General features: G+C 64.1%; 15 protein-coding genes. 5 read left to right on the plus strand and 10 right to left on the minus strand.

Features of this window, described 5'->3' with window-relative positions:
- Nucleotides 1-17: 17 nt before the first annotated feature.
- Entirely contained in the window at nucleotides 18-923 is a 906-nt protein-coding gene (locus tag AKL02_RS19940) for a UDP-N-acetyl glucosamine 2-epimerase (protein ID WP_083079399.1), read from the plus strand.
- 47 nt (nucleotides 924-970) lie between these two features.
- On the opposite strand, the gene trxA is transcribed toward AKL02_RS19940, so the two are convergent.
- The 8 genes from trxA to regB all read right to left on the minus strand — a co-directional run bounded on the left by trxA (nucleotide 971) and on the right by regB (nucleotide 12,945).
- Nucleotides 971-1,291: a thioredoxin gene (trxA, locus tag AKL02_RS19945; RefSeq protein WP_078522726.1), complete on the minus strand. Its 321-nt coding sequence runs from the start codon at nucleotides 1,289-1,291 to the stop codon at nucleotides 971-973.
- 55 nt (nucleotides 1,292-1,346) lie between these two features.
- Complete coding sequence (gene addA, locus AKL02_RS19950) at nucleotides 1,347-4,736, minus strand: double-strand break repair helicase AddA (RefSeq protein WP_083079401.1); 3,390 nt, start codon at nucleotides 4,734-4,736, stop codon at nucleotides 1,347-1,349.
- On the minus strand, nucleotides 4,733-7,684 hold the full coding sequence (gene addB / locus AKL02_RS19955; RefSeq protein ID WP_083079403.1) for a double-strand break repair protein AddB: 2,952 nt from the start codon (nucleotides 7,682-7,684) through the stop codon (nucleotides 4,733-4,735). The genes addA and addB overlap by 4 nt, the downstream gene beginning before the upstream one ends.
- On the minus strand, nucleotides 7,677-8,360 hold the full coding sequence (locus AKL02_RS19960; protein ID WP_083079406.1) for a nucleotidyltransferase family protein: 684 nt from the start codon (nucleotides 8,358-8,360) through the stop codon (nucleotides 7,677-7,679). Before AKL02_RS19960 ends, addB begins: the two co-directional genes overlap by 8 nt.
- Nucleotides 8,336-9,331, minus strand: a complete 996-nt coding sequence (locus AKL02_RS19965) for an aminoglycoside phosphotransferase family protein (protein WP_083079408.1) — start codon at nucleotides 9,329-9,331, stop codon at nucleotides 8,336-8,338. Before AKL02_RS19965 ends, AKL02_RS19960 begins: the two co-directional genes overlap by 25 nt.
- The gene (tsaE, locus tag AKL02_RS19970; protein WP_083079410.1) at nucleotides 9,324-9,818 is read right to left on the minus strand and encodes a tRNA (adenosine(37)-N6)-threonylcarbamoyltransferase complex ATPase subunit type 1 TsaE; all 495 of its coding nucleotides are present in this window, start codon (nucleotides 9,816-9,818) and stop codon (nucleotides 9,324-9,326) included. Before tsaE ends, AKL02_RS19965 begins: the two co-directional genes overlap by 8 nt.
- Nucleotides 9,819-9,858: 40 nt before the next feature.
- A complete protein-coding gene (locus tag AKL02_RS19975) occupies nucleotides 9,859-11,463 on the minus strand; it encodes a PAS-domain containing protein (protein ID WP_083079412.1) in 1,605 nt (534 codons plus the stop codon).
- Between the two features lie 99 nt (nucleotides 11,464-11,562).
- Complete coding sequence (regB, locus tag AKL02_RS19980) at nucleotides 11,563-12,945, minus strand: sensor histidine kinase RegB (protein ID WP_083079414.1); 1,383 nt, start codon at nucleotides 12,943-12,945, stop codon at nucleotides 11,563-11,565.
- Nucleotides 12,946-13,050: 105 nt separating this feature from the next.
- Between regB and AKL02_RS19985 the strand changes: the two genes are divergently transcribed.
- The 3 genes from AKL02_RS19985 to AKL02_RS19995 all read left to right on the plus strand — a co-directional run bounded on the left by AKL02_RS19985 (nucleotide 13,051) and on the right by AKL02_RS19995 (nucleotide 14,712).
- The gene (locus AKL02_RS19985) at nucleotides 13,051-13,713 is read left to right on the plus strand and encodes an SCO family protein (protein WP_083079416.1); all 663 of its coding nucleotides are present in this window, start codon (nucleotides 13,051-13,053) and stop codon (nucleotides 13,711-13,713) included.
- A 64-nt stretch (nucleotides 13,714-13,777) separates the two neighbouring features.
- Nucleotides 13,778-14,332: an ActR/PrrA/RegA family redox response regulator transcription factor gene (locus tag AKL02_RS19990; protein ID WP_078522717.1), complete on the plus strand. Its 555-nt coding sequence runs from the start codon at nucleotides 13,778-13,780 to the stop codon at nucleotides 14,330-14,332.
- 71 nt (nucleotides 14,333-14,403) lie between these two features.
- Complete coding sequence (locus AKL02_RS19995) at nucleotides 14,404-14,712, plus strand: H-NS histone family protein (protein WP_078541453.1); 309 nt, start codon at nucleotides 14,404-14,406, stop codon at nucleotides 14,710-14,712.
- Nucleotides 14,713-14,767: 55 nt separating this feature from the next.
- Here AKL02_RS19995 and AKL02_RS20000 read toward each other — a convergent pair whose 3' ends face one another.
- Complete coding sequence (locus AKL02_RS20000) at nucleotides 14,768-15,352, minus strand: HD domain-containing protein (protein WP_083079418.1); 585 nt, start codon at nucleotides 15,350-15,352, stop codon at nucleotides 14,768-14,770.
- Nucleotides 15,349-16,305 carry a glycosyltransferase family 8 protein gene (locus AKL02_RS20005; RefSeq protein WP_232621675.1) on the minus strand — a complete coding sequence of 319 codons (957 nt, stop codon included), beginning with the start codon at nucleotides 16,303-16,305 and terminating at the stop codon, nucleotides 15,349-15,351. The genes AKL02_RS20000 and AKL02_RS20005 overlap by 4 nt, the downstream gene beginning before the upstream one ends.
- Nucleotides 16,306-16,435: 130 nt before the next feature.
- Between AKL02_RS20005 and AKL02_RS20010 the strand changes: the two genes are divergently transcribed.
- Nucleotides 16,436-16,945, plus strand: a complete 510-nt coding sequence (locus AKL02_RS20010; protein WP_083079420.1) for a hypothetical protein — start codon at nucleotides 16,436-16,438, stop codon at nucleotides 16,943-16,945.
- Nucleotides 16,946-16,968 lie beyond the last annotated feature (23 nt).

The following is a 16,968-nucleotide window of genomic DNA, read 5'->3' on the forward strand; positions in this document are numbered from 1 at the left end:
GCGGCTAGCGTCACCGCATGAGCGCGCAGCACCTTTCGATCTATCTCGATGACTGGATTCTGGAGCAGGTCCGGGCCGGTGAACACAATTTCTTCAAGCGGCTGATCGGAGCGGTGGAGACGGCGGATTGGACCGTCAGCCTGCATCGGACAGGCCCCGAGGCGCGCGCGGCGGCCCCCGCGCGCGAGGGCTATGCGCTCTACCGGATGGAGCCGCCGACCCATGCGCGGGCGCTGACCTGCCGACGGACCTATGTGGGGGCGTTCTGGCATGTGGAGGCGGAGGCGGAGCGGTGGGATTGGCCGGTCGCGAAGGCAGCGTTCGATGCCGAGGAAGTGGACGGGGACGCCGCCGCGCAATTCTTCTTTTCCACGCGAAATAGGCTCTATCCCGGCGTAAAACCGTTCGATGAGGAGGATCTGTCCTTCATCCCGCTACAGGGACGGCTGCTGGATCACCGCTCGTTTCAGTCGGTGAGCCCGGTGCAGATGATCGAAGAGGTGCTGGCCCGACACTCCGGCCCGGTCGTGGCGACGCTGCACCCCAACGAGGATTACACAGCACGCGAAATAGAGGCGCTGGAGGCAATCGCGGCCCGTCACCCGCGCTTTCGCTTTCAGTCCGGCGGCTCGCCTGAGTTGCTGCGCCGCTGCCGCTTCGTTGCAACGCAAAACAGCGCGCTCGCCCTCGAAGGGTTCTTCCTGCGCAAACCGGCGATCCTGTTCGGCCTGTCGGATTTTCACCACATCGCCGGATCGGTGCCGCGCGACGGGATCGAGGCCGCTTTCGCCAAACTGCGCGAGACCCCGCCGGTGGCGCGATACCTCTACTGGTTCCTGCAGCTGCAATCGCTCAACGCGGGCCGCCCCGAATTCGAAGAGCGGCTTCGCGCGCGGCTGCGCCATTTCGGCTGGCCGATATGAAAAAAGGCGCCCGAGGGCGCCCTTTTCCGTCAAACCTGATCCGCAGATCAGATCGATTCGTTGATCCAGCTTTGCAGCGCCGCTTTCGGGGCTGCGCCGATCTTGTTCGAGACGACCTCGCCATCCTTGAACAGGAACAGGGCGGGGATGCCACGCACGCCCAGCGTCGCCGGGCTGTCGGGGTTCTCGTCGACGTTCACTTTCACGACCTTGATCTTGCCCGACATTTCCTGGGCAATCTCTTCGAGCGACGGGCCGATCATGCGGCAGGGGCCGCACCATTCAGCCCAGAAATCCACCACGACGGGAACGTCGGACTTGCGCACTTCTTCGTCGAAAGTGGCGTCGGTAACAGCAACGGTAGCCATGTCAGCCTCCTGAATATTGGGTCGGCAAGGAAGGTAAGTTCCGCCCCCGTCGGCGTCAAGATACAGTGGGCGTGCGCAAGCTCCCGTCTAGCTGTGCATCTGCGAGCGGCATGATCGTTCCGTCCTGTGTCCACAGGATCGCGCAGGTGATGGCGCTTCCGGGGTGAATTTGGCGCAATGCCGCGCGATAGGCGGCCATCTGTCGCACGATCCCCTCGGGCACCTGATCGGGTGACGCGGGGACGATGCGGTTGGATTTGTAATCGAGGACATGAACGCCTTCGGCATCGATCCGCAGACGGTCGAGGAAGCCGTGAATCCGCTGGCCGCCGAATTCCTCCAGCGCGGCGGTGATCTCGACCTCCGCCAGACAGTCCGGACCCAGCCAGGCCGCCATGCCCGGCGCTTCGAGAACGCGGATCGCTTCGGCCAAAACAGGCTCTATTTCACCCGGAAGCAGCACATCCTCGCCCTCGGACAGCAGCAGTTCGGCAAGGTCTTCCCACTGGTCGCGCGGCCGTTCGGGCAGATATTCGAGGAGCCGGTGCAGGTTGCGGCCGTGCCGCAGCGCCTCGTCTTCGTCCATGATCTCGCCACCGCCGAACAGAGCCTTCGCCCCGCCCAGATCAGAGGGCGAAAGCGGACGCGGCGGCGGCTCGACGGCAGCGGCTAGGGTGAGGCTCCATGCGGGCAGATCCAGTCGCGTGACCTCCTCTGCGGCCGCTGGCGCGAGCGCGTTTTCCGGCCATGCGCCCGTGGCGTGGCGTGGAAACTCGCCCAGCTCCTGCAACGGCTTGGAAAGCCCCGTGACGTCCTCGGTCCCGGCAGCTTCGAGGCCCGATTTCATCCGGCTATACCAAGTCTCGTCGCCCTCGCCGACCTCACCGGCTGCGGCCACAATCAGCCATTTCTCCGCCCGCGTCATCGCAACGTAGAGAAGCCGCTGTGCCTCTTCCGTGCGGGCAGTCGTCTCCTTACCCGCAGCCGAAAGCTGGGCCTCCGGCGCGTCCGTCGTGGGCTGCCGCAAGCCCGCGACGCCATTGTCCAAACGCAGGATTTTAGGCGGATTAGGCTCTTTTTTCTTCGCCGTATCGGGCAGGATAACGATCGGCGCTTCCAGCCCTTTCGAGCCGTGGACCGTCATCACCCGGATCGCGCGCCCTGCCCCGTCCAGCTGCCGTTTTACCTGCACGTCATCCGCATCGAGCCAGCCGAGGAACCCGGTCAGGCTGGGCACTTCGTTACGCTCGAACGCCAGTGCCTGCGAGATCAGCTCGTCGATCCCGTCCTCCGCCTCGGGGCCGAGCCGCGCCAGAAGCCGCTCGCGCCCGCCATGCCGGGTCAGCAGGCGTTCGATCAGCTCGAATGGCCGCAGGAAATCAGAATTGTCGCGCAGATCTTTCAGCATCTCCTGCGTATCGCGCCGCATCTCGCCACGGCGGAGCGCCTCCCAGAGATAGCCCTTCCGGGGCTGCGCGAGCTGATAGAGCTCCTGCTCGGACCAGTTCAGAAGCGGCGAGCGCAACGCCTCCGCCAGCGACAGATCGTCCTCGGGCGTCGCGAGGAAGCTGAGAAGCGAGCGAATATCACGCACCGCAAGCTCCGCCCCGAGCTTCAGGCGATCCGCCCCCGCGACCGCCAGCCCGATCGATTTGCAGGCGCGGATGATCTCGGAAAACAGCTCCGAGCGACGCCGCACGAGGATCAGGAAATCGCCCTCATGCACCGGGCGCGCGCCGCCGGGCGCCTCGTGATCCGGGATCTGCACGCCTTGCGCGATCATCGCGGAAATCTCGGCAGCGATCATGCGCGACAGCTGAGAAATCGCAGATTCCGCGCTCGTGAGATCGACCGGGCTCTCCCAATCGTCCTCATCATCCGTCTTCACCGCCTCGATCGCGGGCCACAGATCGACGCGGCCCGGAAGCGCCTCGTGGAAGGCGATATGCGAGGGCGCGCCGCCCAGGCCCTGTTCGGCCCCGCGCGCAAAAGCGAGGTCCACGGAACGCAGCACGGCGGCGGACGATCGGAAGGAATGCTCCAGCTCCAGCGGAGAGAGCGCGCGACCGATATCCGCGAATTTTCGGGCGAAATGGGCGCGCATCTCCTCGAATTGCTGGAGGTCGGCCCCTTGGAAGGAATAGATCGACTGCTTGCGGTCGCCCACCACAAACAGCGTGCGTTCGCCCTTATGCGCGCCCTCGCCGGAGGTGAATTCCTCGGCGATCCGCTCGATCACCCGCCATTGCCGGGGGCTGGTATCCTGCGCCTCATCGACGAGGATATGGTCGATCCCGCCATCGAGGCGGAACAGCACCCATTGCGCCACAGACGGCTCATCCAGCAGCGCCGCCGCCCGGTCGATCAGATCGTCGAAATCGAGCCAGCCGCGCGCGGCCTTATAGGCGTCGAGCCGTGGCAGGAAGACCTGCGCGAACCGGTGCAACGCATGGGCGCGCTTGGCCGCGACGAAAGCGAGACGGCGGGGACGGTTCTCGGAGACGCGCTCGGACAGGTCGGACAGCGCCGCCATCGTGCCGTCGCCCAGCGATTTGGCGAGCGCCTTGGTGGCAACCTTGTCGAGCTTGGGCTGATAGGGCGGGCCGTCCTTCGGTTTCTTGACGCAAAGCACATCTTCCAGGGCCTGCACAGCGTCCAGATCGCGGGTGCGCGCCGCCGCCAGACCTGCGCCGACGCGCTGATCGTTCTTGGAGCTTGCAAGAAACGCAGGCGCGACCTCGCGGATCATCTTCAGATCGCCGTCGTCGAAGACTTCTGACAGCAGCGCCTCTTCGGTCATGTCCCGCGGCAGATCGTAGGCTTCCAGCAGATCGGGCAAGCCCAGATCGCCTGCAAAACCGACCCTATTCCGGCTTATATCGGCTGCAAGCGACGTCAGATCCTCGCCGGAATAGACGCCGAGCAACGCATCGAGCCGGTCGCAATCCGGGCCAGTCGCGATCTCCTCGAGGATATCCTCGCGCATCAATTCGCCGGCGCGGTCGTCCATCTCGGAAAAGCCCGGCGAGACTTTCGCCTCAAGCGGGAAGCGGCGCAGCAGCCCCGCGCAGAAGGCGTGAATGGTCTGGATCTTCAGCCCGCCCGGCGTCTCGATCGCCTTGGCGAACAGCCGCCGCGCTTTCGCCAGATCCTCGGCAGAGAGCGCCTCATCGGCACCCAGCGCCCTTAGCTTCTCGCGCAGCTTCGCCTCGTCCATCATCGCCCAGCCGCCCAGCAGCCCAAGCAGTCGGTTCTGCATCTCCGCCGCGGCGGCCTTGGTGTAGGTCAGGCACAGGATGCGTTGAGGCTCTGTTCCCGCCAAAAGCATGCGCGCGACGCGGTCGGTCAGCACCTTGGTTTTGCCCGAGCCCGCATTCGCGGCGAGCCAGACCGAGCTGTCCGGTTGCGAGGCCTGATGCTGTCTGAGGCTGGCCGGATGGGTCATGACACGTCCTCCCCCTCGACCTCATCGGTGACATCCCATTCCCCGAAGCGCGAGACCTGATCATAGTCCGTCCGCGCGCGCGCTTTTTGCGGAGCGCGCCGCGCGGTGAAGCCTTGCGACGGTTCGAAATAGCGCGCGATCAGTTTGCGGAATTTCTCCCAGCTCTCCTCGGGCGTCTCGCTGCGATCCCCGGATTTGCCCTTGATCTGCGTGGTGGCGCCGTCGCCGCCGAGCCGCACATAGGACATGCCCGCGACCTCGCGCGGCCCGATCGCCTCGAAGGCCCCACGCCCGACCATCGCGGCCTCCAGAAGCATCTGCTTGTTGAAGGCCATCACCTCCCGTTCGGAAGGCGGCGTGCCAGTTTTGTAATCGTAGATCCATGCGCGCCCGTCCTCGAGAATGTCGATCCGGTCGGGCTTCGCAGTCAGCGTGAAAATCGGGTTTTGCAGTGAAACAGAGCCTTTTTTCTCTACCACCATGGGCGCGCCCTGCGCGCGACGCTCGGCCTCGGCCCGGCAAAATGTCTCGGCGATCCCTCGGACCCTTGCGAGCCAGATGCGCTGCGCACTGGGCCACGGGATTTCACGGAGCATCACCTCCTCCGCGATCTCCATCAGACGTGCTTGGGCCGCTTCGATGGTGGCGGTCTCGTCATAGGTCTTCACGAAGGTTTCGACGATCTGGTGCAGGACCTGCCCACGCAGCAAGGCGTCGGGTTCGGGGCGCAGCGGATCGAGGGCGCGCAGCTTCAGGATGCGCTTCGCGTAGATGTCGTAGGGGTCGCGGATCAGGGTCTCGATCGCGGTGACCGGCAATTCGCGCGGGCGCACATCGACCGGCGGGCGCGGCGACGGGCGCTTGGCGGGCTCCAGCGTGATCCGCGGCGTCTCCAGCGCGTCCGCCAGATCGAGCCAGCGTTTACCGCGCCCGCGCATCTCGGCCAGCGCCTCGGTGCCGCCTTGATCGGGCAAGCCGTCGACGAGATTCAAAAGCCGGTTGAGCCAGCGCGACGGGATCGTCTGCGCCTCTGCATCGCGCGCACAGCGCGACAGGATCACCTGCGGCCCGGCAACCGCCTGCTGGAAGTCATGCGCCGAGAGGCCGACCTGCCGTTCGGGCAGCAATAGACCCGATTCCAGCCGCATTTGACGGCTGAACCACGGATCGGGCGCGGGCGCTTCGGGCCAGCTTCCCTCGTTCAGCCCGCCACAGATCACCAGCTCGGCCCCCTGCGCGCGCGCTTCCAGCGTCCCCCAGATCGCAATCAAAGGATGCGCCGCGAGTGTCTGCCGCACGAGCCCGCTCTGAAGGTGTCGATTGACCAGATCGGCGTAATCGAGCGCGCCAAGAAGCCCGCCGAAGCCGGACTGGCTGCGCAGGTCTTCCATCAGGCGACGCGCTTCACGGCCCGCCGCCTCGCGCCACAGCTCGCTGGTCTCGGTCGCGGCACTCGGTCCGGCGGCGACCCGTTCGGCGAGCCGGAAGTGCTGTTCCACGTGATCTGTCAGCGCGGCCGCGGGAGGTGCCGCGAAATCTTCGAGAATATCGCAGAGCCACTGCGCCCAAGATTCCCGTGAATCAGGGTCTTTTTCTGCCCATTTCGTGAGACTCTCGCGATCCGGGAACGCGGGCCCATAGCGGCGCAGGCGCAGCTCCAGCTCGCGCGTGTTGCGCAGGTGCGGCCCGCGTTCCTCCTCACCTGTCGCGGTCAGCGGATGTTTCAGCAGCGCGATCAGATCGGCGATCCCGACCGGACGCGCCCGCATCGCCGCGATCTGCCGCAGGAACCGGCCCGGCGCAGTCTGCTGCAGCGGCTGTCCCGCACTGTCGTCCGGCACGATTCCCCACCGGTCGAGCGCCGCCGACACGCGGCGCGCCAGAAGACGATCGGGCGTGATCAGAGCCGAACTGACGCCCCGCTCGACCGCGTCGCGCAGCGCGAGCGCGATCGACAGCGCCTCATGTCGCGGATCGCGCGCTTCGATCAGCGACAGCCCCTGACAGGCAGGAACGAGCGGCCCCAACCCAGCGCCTTCACGCCGCCATTGATCGGTGACCGGCGCCGGCCGCAGCGCCAGCGAAAGGAGGCGGTTGCGGCCCGGGTCCGGCGCGGAGATCTCATCCCAATCGACGACGTCCTCCGCCGAGAGCCCGAGCTTATCGAGCAAGCTGCGATAGCGGAACTGCGGGTGGTCTTCGAGCGGAAATGGGCCGGAATAGAGACTATCCCACGCTGCTTGGGTCATGTCGCGGTCGAAGCCGGGAAGAACGATCGACCCGTTTTCCAACCGCGCGACAGCCTGCATGAAGAGCGAGGTCGCCCCGTGCGAACCGGTCGAGCCTGCGACGATCACCGGATCAGCGGGCGGGGTCTCGCGCCAACGCTCGATCACAGCCTCCACGACCATCCGCTGGCGGCTCTCGCGGTCCAGCTCGGCGTCGTTGTCGAAATAACGCGCGATGATCCGGATGAAGCGCAGGCTCTCCTGCCAGTGGCGGGCGTGGGTCTCGGTCAGTTCCAGCTGATCGAGATCGTCGATATGGACGCCCTCGCTCTGCATCTCGGCGAGGAGTGAATACAGGCTCTCGGCCAGCGCGAATTGGCTCGCGCCCGCCTCGAATTCGGGCATGGCGCGGGTGAGTTGCTCCACGAACTGGGCCAGTTCGAGCTTGCGGCGCAGCGGGGGCACGGGCAGAGGCAGACCCGCGAGCGGATCGGCCCCGAGATCGCTCACCAGCAGGAGCCGCGGCAGATAGAGCGCGCCGTTTTCGAGAAAGACCTCCCGCACGCGGCGGCGCATCCGCCCGGAGTTCAGATAGAGCGTGACCCGGGCCAGCGCCTCGGGCGGCTGATCGGCAAAGCGCGCGCGCAGGCCAGCAACCAAGACGCGGGGAAAATCGACGCCCGGCGGGAGGGCGTAGACGGAGGCGATGTCCTCACTCATCGAGCATCGCCTCGGCCAGCGAAATGGATTCGGGTCGCCCGACATCGCACCACCCCCCGTCATGCACGAGGCCGAAGACACGCCCCGCCGCGATCATCTCATCCCACAGGATGTTCAGCGAGAAGCTCCGCTCGAAAATAGAGCCTATTCCAGCAGGATTCAGCATTTGCGCACCGGTATAGACAAAACCCGGCCCGCGGGTCAGGCGGCCGGTCTCGTCCATCGTGAAATCGCCCGCGCCCGCATGTCCGCGTGCATTTTCGGGCCGCACCAGCATCAGAAGCGCCGACATATCCTCGGGCCGCCACGCTTCACGCAGCCGGGCCACGGGGTTCGCGCCGCGCCAGACGGCATCGGTGTTGAGCGTCATCACGGGCCCCTCACCCAGCAGCGGCAGCGCCTTGCGCAGCCCGCCGCCGGTTTCCAGAATTTCGTCGCGCTCATCCGAGATCGCGACGTCCTGCCCGGCCAGATGCGCGACCACCTGATCGGCGAGGTAATGCACATTGGCCACCAGCCGCCGCGCCCCGCCCGCCCGGGCAAGGTCAAGCGCGTGGTCGATCAAAGGACGCCCTGCGACCTCGATCATCGGTTTGGGCCGGGTCTGCGTCAGCGCGCCCATGCGCGTGCCGAAACCGGCGGCGAAGAGCATCAAGGCGTCGGGCTGGTCGGGCATTTTCGTCTCAAATCAGCAATCAAATTCGGGTCGGGCGCAGGATAGGCGGCGTGGAACAGCTCTGCCAGATCGGCAAGCGCGGGATCAGCGAGGTTACGCGAGATATAGGCGTAAACGCGGGGCATATACTCAAGATATTGCGGCTTTCCGTCTCGAATGGTCAGCCGTGCGAAGATACCGAGGATCCGCAGCGCGCGTTGCAGGCCAAGCAGACCGTAGGCGAGGCGGAACGTGGTCGGGTCGGCCTTGGTCAGCACGCAGTAATGGGCGATCTCGGCTGTCTCGACCTGTGGGCTCACGTCCCGGCGCGCATCCTGCAGCGCGGAAACCAGATCATAAGCGGGATGGGCGCGCAGCGCGTCCTGATAGTCGAGAAGCCCGAGGCGGCGCAGGCCCGGACGGTCCAGCAGAATGATGTTCTCCGCATGGAAATCGCGCAGGCAGAGGACCGGCTTCCACGCCGGAAGAGTGTCGAATTTTTCGGTGATCGCCTTCTGGAGCGCATCTGCGGCAACACGATCCGTGCAGGGGTAGAACTCCGGCACCAAATTCAGAAGATCGGCGAGCGCAGGGCCATCCAGCAGCGGCAGATCCTCCGGCGGCGCATGGCGGGGAAGATCGGCGAGGAATTCGGTGATCAGAGCATAGAGCGCAGGCTCGTCCTCGGGCGTCGCGTCGAGGTGGCGAGCCGCGAGCGCATCGCCGAAATCTTCGAGCAGCAGCAGGCCAGATGTATCGTCGCGCGCGAACGCCTGCGGGGTGGAAAAACCGGCCTCGGCCAGCCAATCGCCGATGCGGGTGAAGCGGGCGATCTCGGCCCCGTTGGGCGCTTTCATCAGCACGGCGCGATCTTCGCCGCGGGTCAGGCGTTCGTAACTACGGGCCGAGGCATCTCCGGCGAGCGGGCGGCGGCTGGCGTCGTGCCACCCGGCGGCGGTGAGGAAGCTTTGAATCTGGGCTTCGTCAGCCATTCCACGCCTCCAGAACCTGCCGCGAAAGAGGCGTATTCGTCTCGAAACAGACCCTTCGCGATGCGCCGTCTTCGGTTTGCTCGAAGCGCAGCCGAAGCGCCCCTTTCGGCGCGGCGGACCCGAGCCGGTCGGGCCATTCGATCAGGCAGATCGCAGAGTCGAAGGCCGCATCCAGCCCGAGCTCGAGAACCTCGTCGGGATCGGTGAGCCGATAGAGGTCGGCATGCCAGATTTCGCAATCCGCCTCGTAGGTCTGGACCAACGTGAAGGTCGGCGAGGGCACATGTTCTGCCACGCCGAGCCGCGTCTGGATCAGGGCGCGCGCGAAATGGGTCTTCCCGGCGCCGATCTGACCCTCGAGGAGCAGCACATCGCCCGGCCCGGCGAATTCGGCAAAGAGCGCGCCAAGCCGCTCCGTCGCCTCGGGATCGGGGAGATCGAGGCAGGGCATTTCGCTGGAAACGGGGGCGTGCGTCGGCGCGGGCATGGCTCGGTTCTAGCGCGCCGATCGCCCCTTTGCCAAGCGGCTAGCCTTGCTGCGCGACGGTGGTGCCCGTCTGACGTGGCGGCGGCTTGCCGGAAGCCGCGTCGGCGCGGAAACGCAGGAGAAACGCCCCGCCCGAAAGCGTCTCCAGCTGACAGGTCACATGCCGTCCGTCGAGCAGGGTGATCTCTTCGGTCAGGTTTTCGCGCGCGCCGATTTCCCGGGCGAGATTTTGCAGCCACGACCAGAAGGCGCTGGGTTCGGCGCGCGCCTGCCATTGCTTCACCGCGTCGAGCAGGGTCACCCGGCCAAGCGTCGCCTCCGGCTCGACACCCCAAAGCGCGCCATAGGCGGCATTCGCCATCGCCAATTCGCCCGAGGGGCGGAACACCGCGATCGCGTCGCCGACCCGGTCGAACACCTCCTGAGACATCTCGATTTCACCACGAAACTGCCTGGTTAGAGACGTTTCGGACGAAATGTCCTCGAACAGGAACGCCACCGCACCGTCGGGATGCGGGCGTCCAGTGACGCGATAGGTCTGCCCGCCCGGCAGGTTCCAGGTTTCGGCGTGAAACCCCGAGGCAGCAGCCTGCTCCAGCTCGGTCATTTCCTGCCGCCAGCTTCGGTAATCCTTCGGCTCGGGCATCATCTTGGTTTCGCGCAGCCGGTCGAGAAAGGCGTAGAGCGTCGGGCGCGTGGCGAGGAATTCCGGCCCGAGCTGCAGAAGATCGCTCAGCGCGGGATTGAACAGCCGCAGCTGCCGGTCCCGGTCGAAAATCGCGAGCCCGATCGGCAGGTCGGCGAAGGTCTTGGTCAGCGTCTGGACGAAATCGCGCAACGCCTTCTCGGCCCGCACGGCAGCGTCGGCGGGGAGGGCGAAATGCAGCGTGCCGCGTTCGAGAACGACGGAGTGACAGTCGAACCATGTCGCGGCATCGGTGTCGCTCCGCGCGGCGGGGCCAATCTCCAGACGATGCGGCCCGCTCCCGTCGAATGCGTCGGGCGGTAGCGTGAACAGGTTCGGCAGCGGCCATCCAAACCCCTCTTCGCCCACATCGAAAGCCCCTGCACGCACGAGATAGGCTCTGTTTGCCCAGCTCAGCTCACCCCCCTTCTCGGTCCTCCAGATCAGAACCGGCGAGCGGTCGAGCGTCGTGCGCATCATCTCCAATTCGTCTTCCATCGCGCGGAAAGAGAGACTGTCGACGCGCTGGCCCTGCCCCTCCCCTTCAGGATCGACGAGGGTGATCCGCGCCAGACCGTTGAAATTCTCGACGGTGAGGCGGAGCCGGGGCTTGTCGGTGGCACTCGCAACCTCGGTCATCTCAAGCCGCCCGAGATCGGCGAGCTGGCCGATGCGGGATTGAAATTCGGGAAAGCGCGGCGCGGCGAAAGCGGTGAACCGTGTCCAATCGCTCGCCCCGATAGGCATCGACTCAAGCAAGCGCCGCGCAGGCGGCGTTGCATCCACAAGCGCCTCGTCGTCGAACAGGAAGGCCACCTCCTCGACGTCCTCTCGCGCAGCGGGGGTCAGTCTGCGTCCTGGCGCGCGGCCCACGGCGAGCCATGTCAGCAGCAACGCGACCAAGGCCGCGCCTACCGAGGTAAGCGCGATCATCGTCGCCTCAAGCCATGCAGTCGTCATGTCTTTCGGCCTCTCAAACCTGTCCCCAGGCCGAGGGTGCGAAAGATTCGTTAACTCAGCGTTAACTTCGCTCTGGGAGCGGCAAGAGAGGGACGGCGGTCAGACCGCGATCGGCTGGTTCAGCCCAAGACCTGCGTCGTCCCGCGCCACGAGACGCGCGGCGGGCCAGACGACTTCCACAACCGCACCGGAGCGCGCGGGCGTTACAGCGCCGGGCGCGAAAGGCGCGTCACCATTCGAGAAGGTGAGCCGCCCGCCCGTGCGCTCGATCAGGGTCTTCGCGATGAAAACGCCAAGCCCCATCCCCTCATAGCCTTTGCGCTCCGCCGCATTCGCACGCGGCTGCAGGAAGGGATCGCCGATCCGGTTGAGCACGCTCGTCGGATAGCCTTTGCCGTCGTCGCTGATCCGCACGGTGATCTCTTCGTCGTCCCATTCCGCTTCGACCCAGACCGTGGAGTGCGCGAAATCGACGGCGTTCTGGATGAAATTGCGCAGCGCGTGGATCAATTCGGGATAGCGGTAGATCGTCGGCTGACGCTCCAGCCCCTCGACGATGGGATGGGCATCGAAGTGAATTTCGATCCCGCGCTCCAGATGCGGGTCCGCCGCTTCGCGCAGAACGGCGACGATGGGCGCGGTCCGCATATGCAGGTCGTCTTTCCCGACCCGGCCCATCGAATGGAGAATGTCGCGGCACCGATTGGCCTGCTCGCGGATCAAGAGCGCATCGTCGCGCAGATCGGGGCTGTCTTCGAGTTCGTCGGCCAGCTCAGAGCTCACCAGCTTGATCGTCGCCAGAGGCGTGCCCAGCTCATGCGCCGCCGCCGCGACGACGCCGCCCAGATCGGTCAGCTTCTGCTCGCGCGTCAGGGCGAGCTGCGTCGCGCGCAACGCGTCGCCCATGGAGCGCACTTCGCTCGCGACCTTATGTGCATAGGCGCCAAGGAAGGCCACGCCGATAATGATCGACAGCCAGTAGCCGAATTCGAACACGTCGGGCACGGCGATCACCTCGCCGGTCTTGCTAACCAGCGGCAGATAGACCACCGCGACGATCGAGATCATCACCATCGTCGCAAGGCCCAGCAGGATCGTCGCCGACCGCTCCAGCGCGGTGGCCGCTATCGTGACCGGCACGAGAATGAGCAGCGCGAAGGGATTGTTCATCCCACCCGTGATCGACAGCAACAGCGCAAGCTGCGCCATGTCGAACATCAGCGTCGCCGCCGCCTCGGGCTGGGTCAGGCGCTTGGTGTCGGGAAACAGGAAAATCGCCACGAGATTGGCCGCAATCGCCGCCGCGACCGTGGCAAGGCACAGCGCCAGATCCAGCGCGATATCATAGACGAAATAGGCGACGAAGATCGCGCCGAGCTGACCGACAATCGCGGTCCAGCGCAGGAAGATCAGCGTCCGGAGGCGCACCCAGTCGTGGTGAATCTCGGCCGGGCCGGGTTGGGCCTCGAGGCGTTGAGCCATGTCGTCTCCCGCGTCCAAAGCGCACATCGCCGGAATTGGCGGCATGAAAGCATTGATAATCGGCGCCCGCCGCGCGATCAATGCAGCCGTGAGAGGAGTGACAATATGAACCGTATTGCGAAAATTTCCGCCGCCGCCGCGACCGCGATCGTGGTCATCGGCCTGGGCGTCACCTGGTTCGCCGCGACCCGCAGCAATGACGACGATATTTTCGCGCAGTGCCGGCAAAGCGTCGTTGCAGGCGGCGCGGGCGAAATCGGTGGTCCATTCACTCTGACCGATGAGAACGGCAAGGCAGTGACGAATACGGATGTCATCACCGAGCCGAGCATTCTCTATTTCGGCTATACCTATTGCCCTGATGTCTGCCCGCTCGACAGTGCGCGCAATGCCGAAGCCGTAAGCCTTCTCGAAAAGCGCGGCTATTCGGTGACGCCGGTCTTCATTTCGGTCGATTCCGCACGCGACACCCCCGAGCTGCTGAAGGAATTCACCGATCTCATGCATCCGAAAATGATCGGGCTGACCGGCACGCCGGAGCAGATCAAGAAGGTCTCGCAGGAATACCGCACCTATTTCAAAGTGCAGGATCCGGGCGACCCCTACACCCTGATCGATCACTCGACCCAAAGCTATCTGGTCTTCCCGGACACAGGCTTCGCGGAATACTACAACCGCGACACCACGCCCGAGCAGATGGCCGACAGCGTCTCCTGTTTCGTCGATGCGTGGAAAAAGGCCAATCCCGACGGCGCAGCCGGAAATTGACCGAGCAGGCGCAACAGCTTAAAACAAATCCAAGCGTCAAACTCGGCGAGAGGGAGTTACGATAATGGCTGAAGACATCAGCGCCGATATCGGGTCGGACAAATCGCTTCTGATCGTCGATGATGATCTACCGTTTCTCACGCGGCTGGCCCGCGCGATGGAGAAACGCGGCTTCGAGACCCAGACCGCCGAAACCGTCGCCGCAGGGCGCGCCATCGTGCAGTCGAACCCGCCCGCCTATGCGGTGATTGATCTGCGGCTCGAGGATGGCAACGGGCTCGACGTGGTCGAGGCGCTGCGCGAAAAGCGCGCCGATGCGCGGATCGTGGTGCTGACCGGCTATGGGGCCATCGCGACCGCCGTGGCCGCCGTGAAAATGGGCGCGACCGATTATATCGCGAAACCCGCCGATGCCACCGACGTCACAAATGCGCTATTGGCGAAAGGCGAGGTTGCCCCGCCGCCGCCGGAAAACCCGATGAGCGCGGATCGCGTGCGCTGGGAACATATTCAACGGGTGTACGAACTTTGCGACCGGAATGTTTCGGAAACAGCGCGCCGCCTGAATATGCATCGCCGGACCCTTCAGCGGATTTTGGCTAAGAGAAGCCCTCGCTGACGTTTTGGTTAGGTTGTTAAATATTTAAGGTTTCTATTTAATGCTCCGGATATCCAATTCGGAGCTTTAAAATGAATCTAGATGATATGTCCCTCGACGAGCTGAAAGCTCTTCGTAAGCAAGTCGACAAGGCGATCTCCGGCTACGAGGATCGCAAGAAGAAAGAAGCGATCGATCAGCTTGAGCGCGCGGCCCGTGATATGGGTTATTCGCTGGCAGAACTGACCGGATCGGGTTCGGCCAAACCGCGCCGCACCGTGCCGCCGAAATACGCAAACCCGGACGATGCCAGCGAAACCTGGACCGGTCGTGGCCGTAAGCCGCGTTGGGTGCAAGCCGCTCTCGACAATGGTAAATCGCTCGACGATCTGAAGATCTGAGAAACAAATAAGTATTTTTGAATACGAGTGCCTGCCGGAATTGCAGACACTCGTATTACAGCTCTGACAAAAGCGCTTCGTGGCGTGCGGTATAATCCGTGCGCACCTCCGACGGCGGTCGCAGATGTATTTTGAAGGTTTCGGCATATTCGGGCGCGAGCTTTCCGAAAACCTTGTCGGCCTCGACCTTGGAAAATCCGGCGATCTGTTCGGCTTCCAACCGCGCCGAGATGATATCCGCCTTTTTGATCGCGCGTTTGATTCGCACCGGGAGCGCTGCGGGTAGACCAAAGCGTATATGCACTGCCGCGATCAGCCGATCATCGAGCGTGCCATAGCCTTCACCGATCGCCGCCTTCACCGGGCTGATCATATCGCCCAGCACATATTCCGGCGCATCGTGCAAAAGCGCCGCCAGTTTCCATTTCGCGGCGATTTTCGGATTCTGATGGCAGAAAATCTGCTCGACCAGCAGCGAATGCTCGGCCACGGAATAGGGCCAGTCGCCGAAAGTCTGACCGTTCCAGCGCGCCACGAAAGCCAGACCATGCGCTATATCTTCGATCTCGATATCGACGGGCGTCGGGTCCAGCAGGTCGAGCCTGCGCCCCGACAGCATCCGTTGCCAAGCGCGTTTCATGTGATCACCGTATAGTCGTCGGGAAAGCGCGCGAGATAGCGCGCCATTTTGTTTCGATTGATGAGATGTCGAACCAGCATTTTCGTCATCAGCTTACTGCCCGGTCCGGGACCGTCGGGAATATCGAAGCGCCGCTCCGGGAAATGCACGGCGCAGAAATGGCGCAAAGCCCGCCCGAACCGGGGCGGCAGCGTTTCCGGTCGCGCTTTCCACGGTTTCGACGGGCCGATGAAATGCACGATATGCGCGCTGACCATCGCCTCATGCAGCCGCGAGGCCGGGGTATATTGCCAGTTCCACATCGGGCTGAGCTCCGCCCAGTTGCGATAGAGAACGCAATTGAGAAGCGTCTGATCATTCCGGCGCAGGCGGGCGCCGTTCTTTTCCCCGAAACTCAGCGCCGCGTCGAGAATGCCTTGGGCATTCCAGTTCGCCACGTCGATCAGCAGCACGCCGGAATTGAAATAGGCGGCATTCTCTAGATCGAAATCCTTGAAATCTTCCGGCATCCGCGACGGCGTCCGCCATTGCGGATTGTCTCGCACTGCTCCGACCGGTTTCCCTCCGAGTTCAACCGTCAGCAGCCGCGAAAGATCGCCGCTATCCACGTGAATATCGGCATCGAGATAGAGAATGCGATCATAATCATCCGCGAAAATCTTCGGCAGCATGAGGCGCATATACATGGCCGAACTGCGTCCCCGATCGGTCGAGAAACCCGAAAATATCAGCTCGGGATCGAAACTGCACAGCCGCAGATTCAATCCTTCGAGCGACGCCGGAAGCGTCACCGGTTCGGCGCTGACGATGCAGATATCGAAATCCCGATCCGGGTGGAGCTGCGCGATCTGTCCCGCCGCATGTGCGGCATAAGGCAGGTAAGCGTCATCGCAGCAAAACGCGATCGCCTTGCGGTGCTGCGCAGGTTTCGAACAGGCCAGATTGATCTCCATTCGCCCCTCTCATGCAGCGCGTATCTGTGACTAGCCAAAGCCATTGCAGCTGTAAACGCCACAGATTGAGGAACATTTTCGCGCGGAGTGTGTTCTTGGCTTGACACGGAGAGAAAAAGGGGACGCCAAAATGCAGACCTCGAAAACTACGTTCTTTGCCGCCGGGATCGCGATTATCTCGATCCCCGCTACCATTGCCCTCGCCGCCGTACGCAGCGACGAGGCTGTGACGCCCGCCCCGCAAGCTGAATCGGCGCGGCAGGTCATGCTGGATGGCTACGAGGGCGACGGTCGCCCGATGGAAGATATTCCGTCCGAAATTCCTTATGGCGATCTGTCGGCCTTCGACAACGTCACCGCGATCGGCGAGGCGCAAAGACCCGATCAGCCCTATTGCGACAACCGCGCGAAGCTCGTGGACTCGCTCAATCACGACTTCGCCGAGAAGCCCGCGATGATGAAGCAGCTTGGCGATCACCGTAAGGTCGAGCTTTACGCCTCGAGCATTATGGGCACTTGGACTGCGGTCTACACCCGTGCCGACAACGTCTCCTGCATCGTGTCCTCGGGCACCGATTGGAAGCGTGGCAATAACCCGGTGGCGCTCCTGCATCGCGAAGGGATTCTTCCCGCAACCTGATCGTGATCGGCCTTCATTGCCGC

The sequence above is a fragment of the Thioclava electrotropha genome (genome assembly GCF_002085925.2).
Classification (GTDB): domain Bacteria; phylum Pseudomonadota; class Alphaproteobacteria; order Rhodobacterales; family Rhodobacteraceae; genus Thioclava; species Thioclava electrotropha.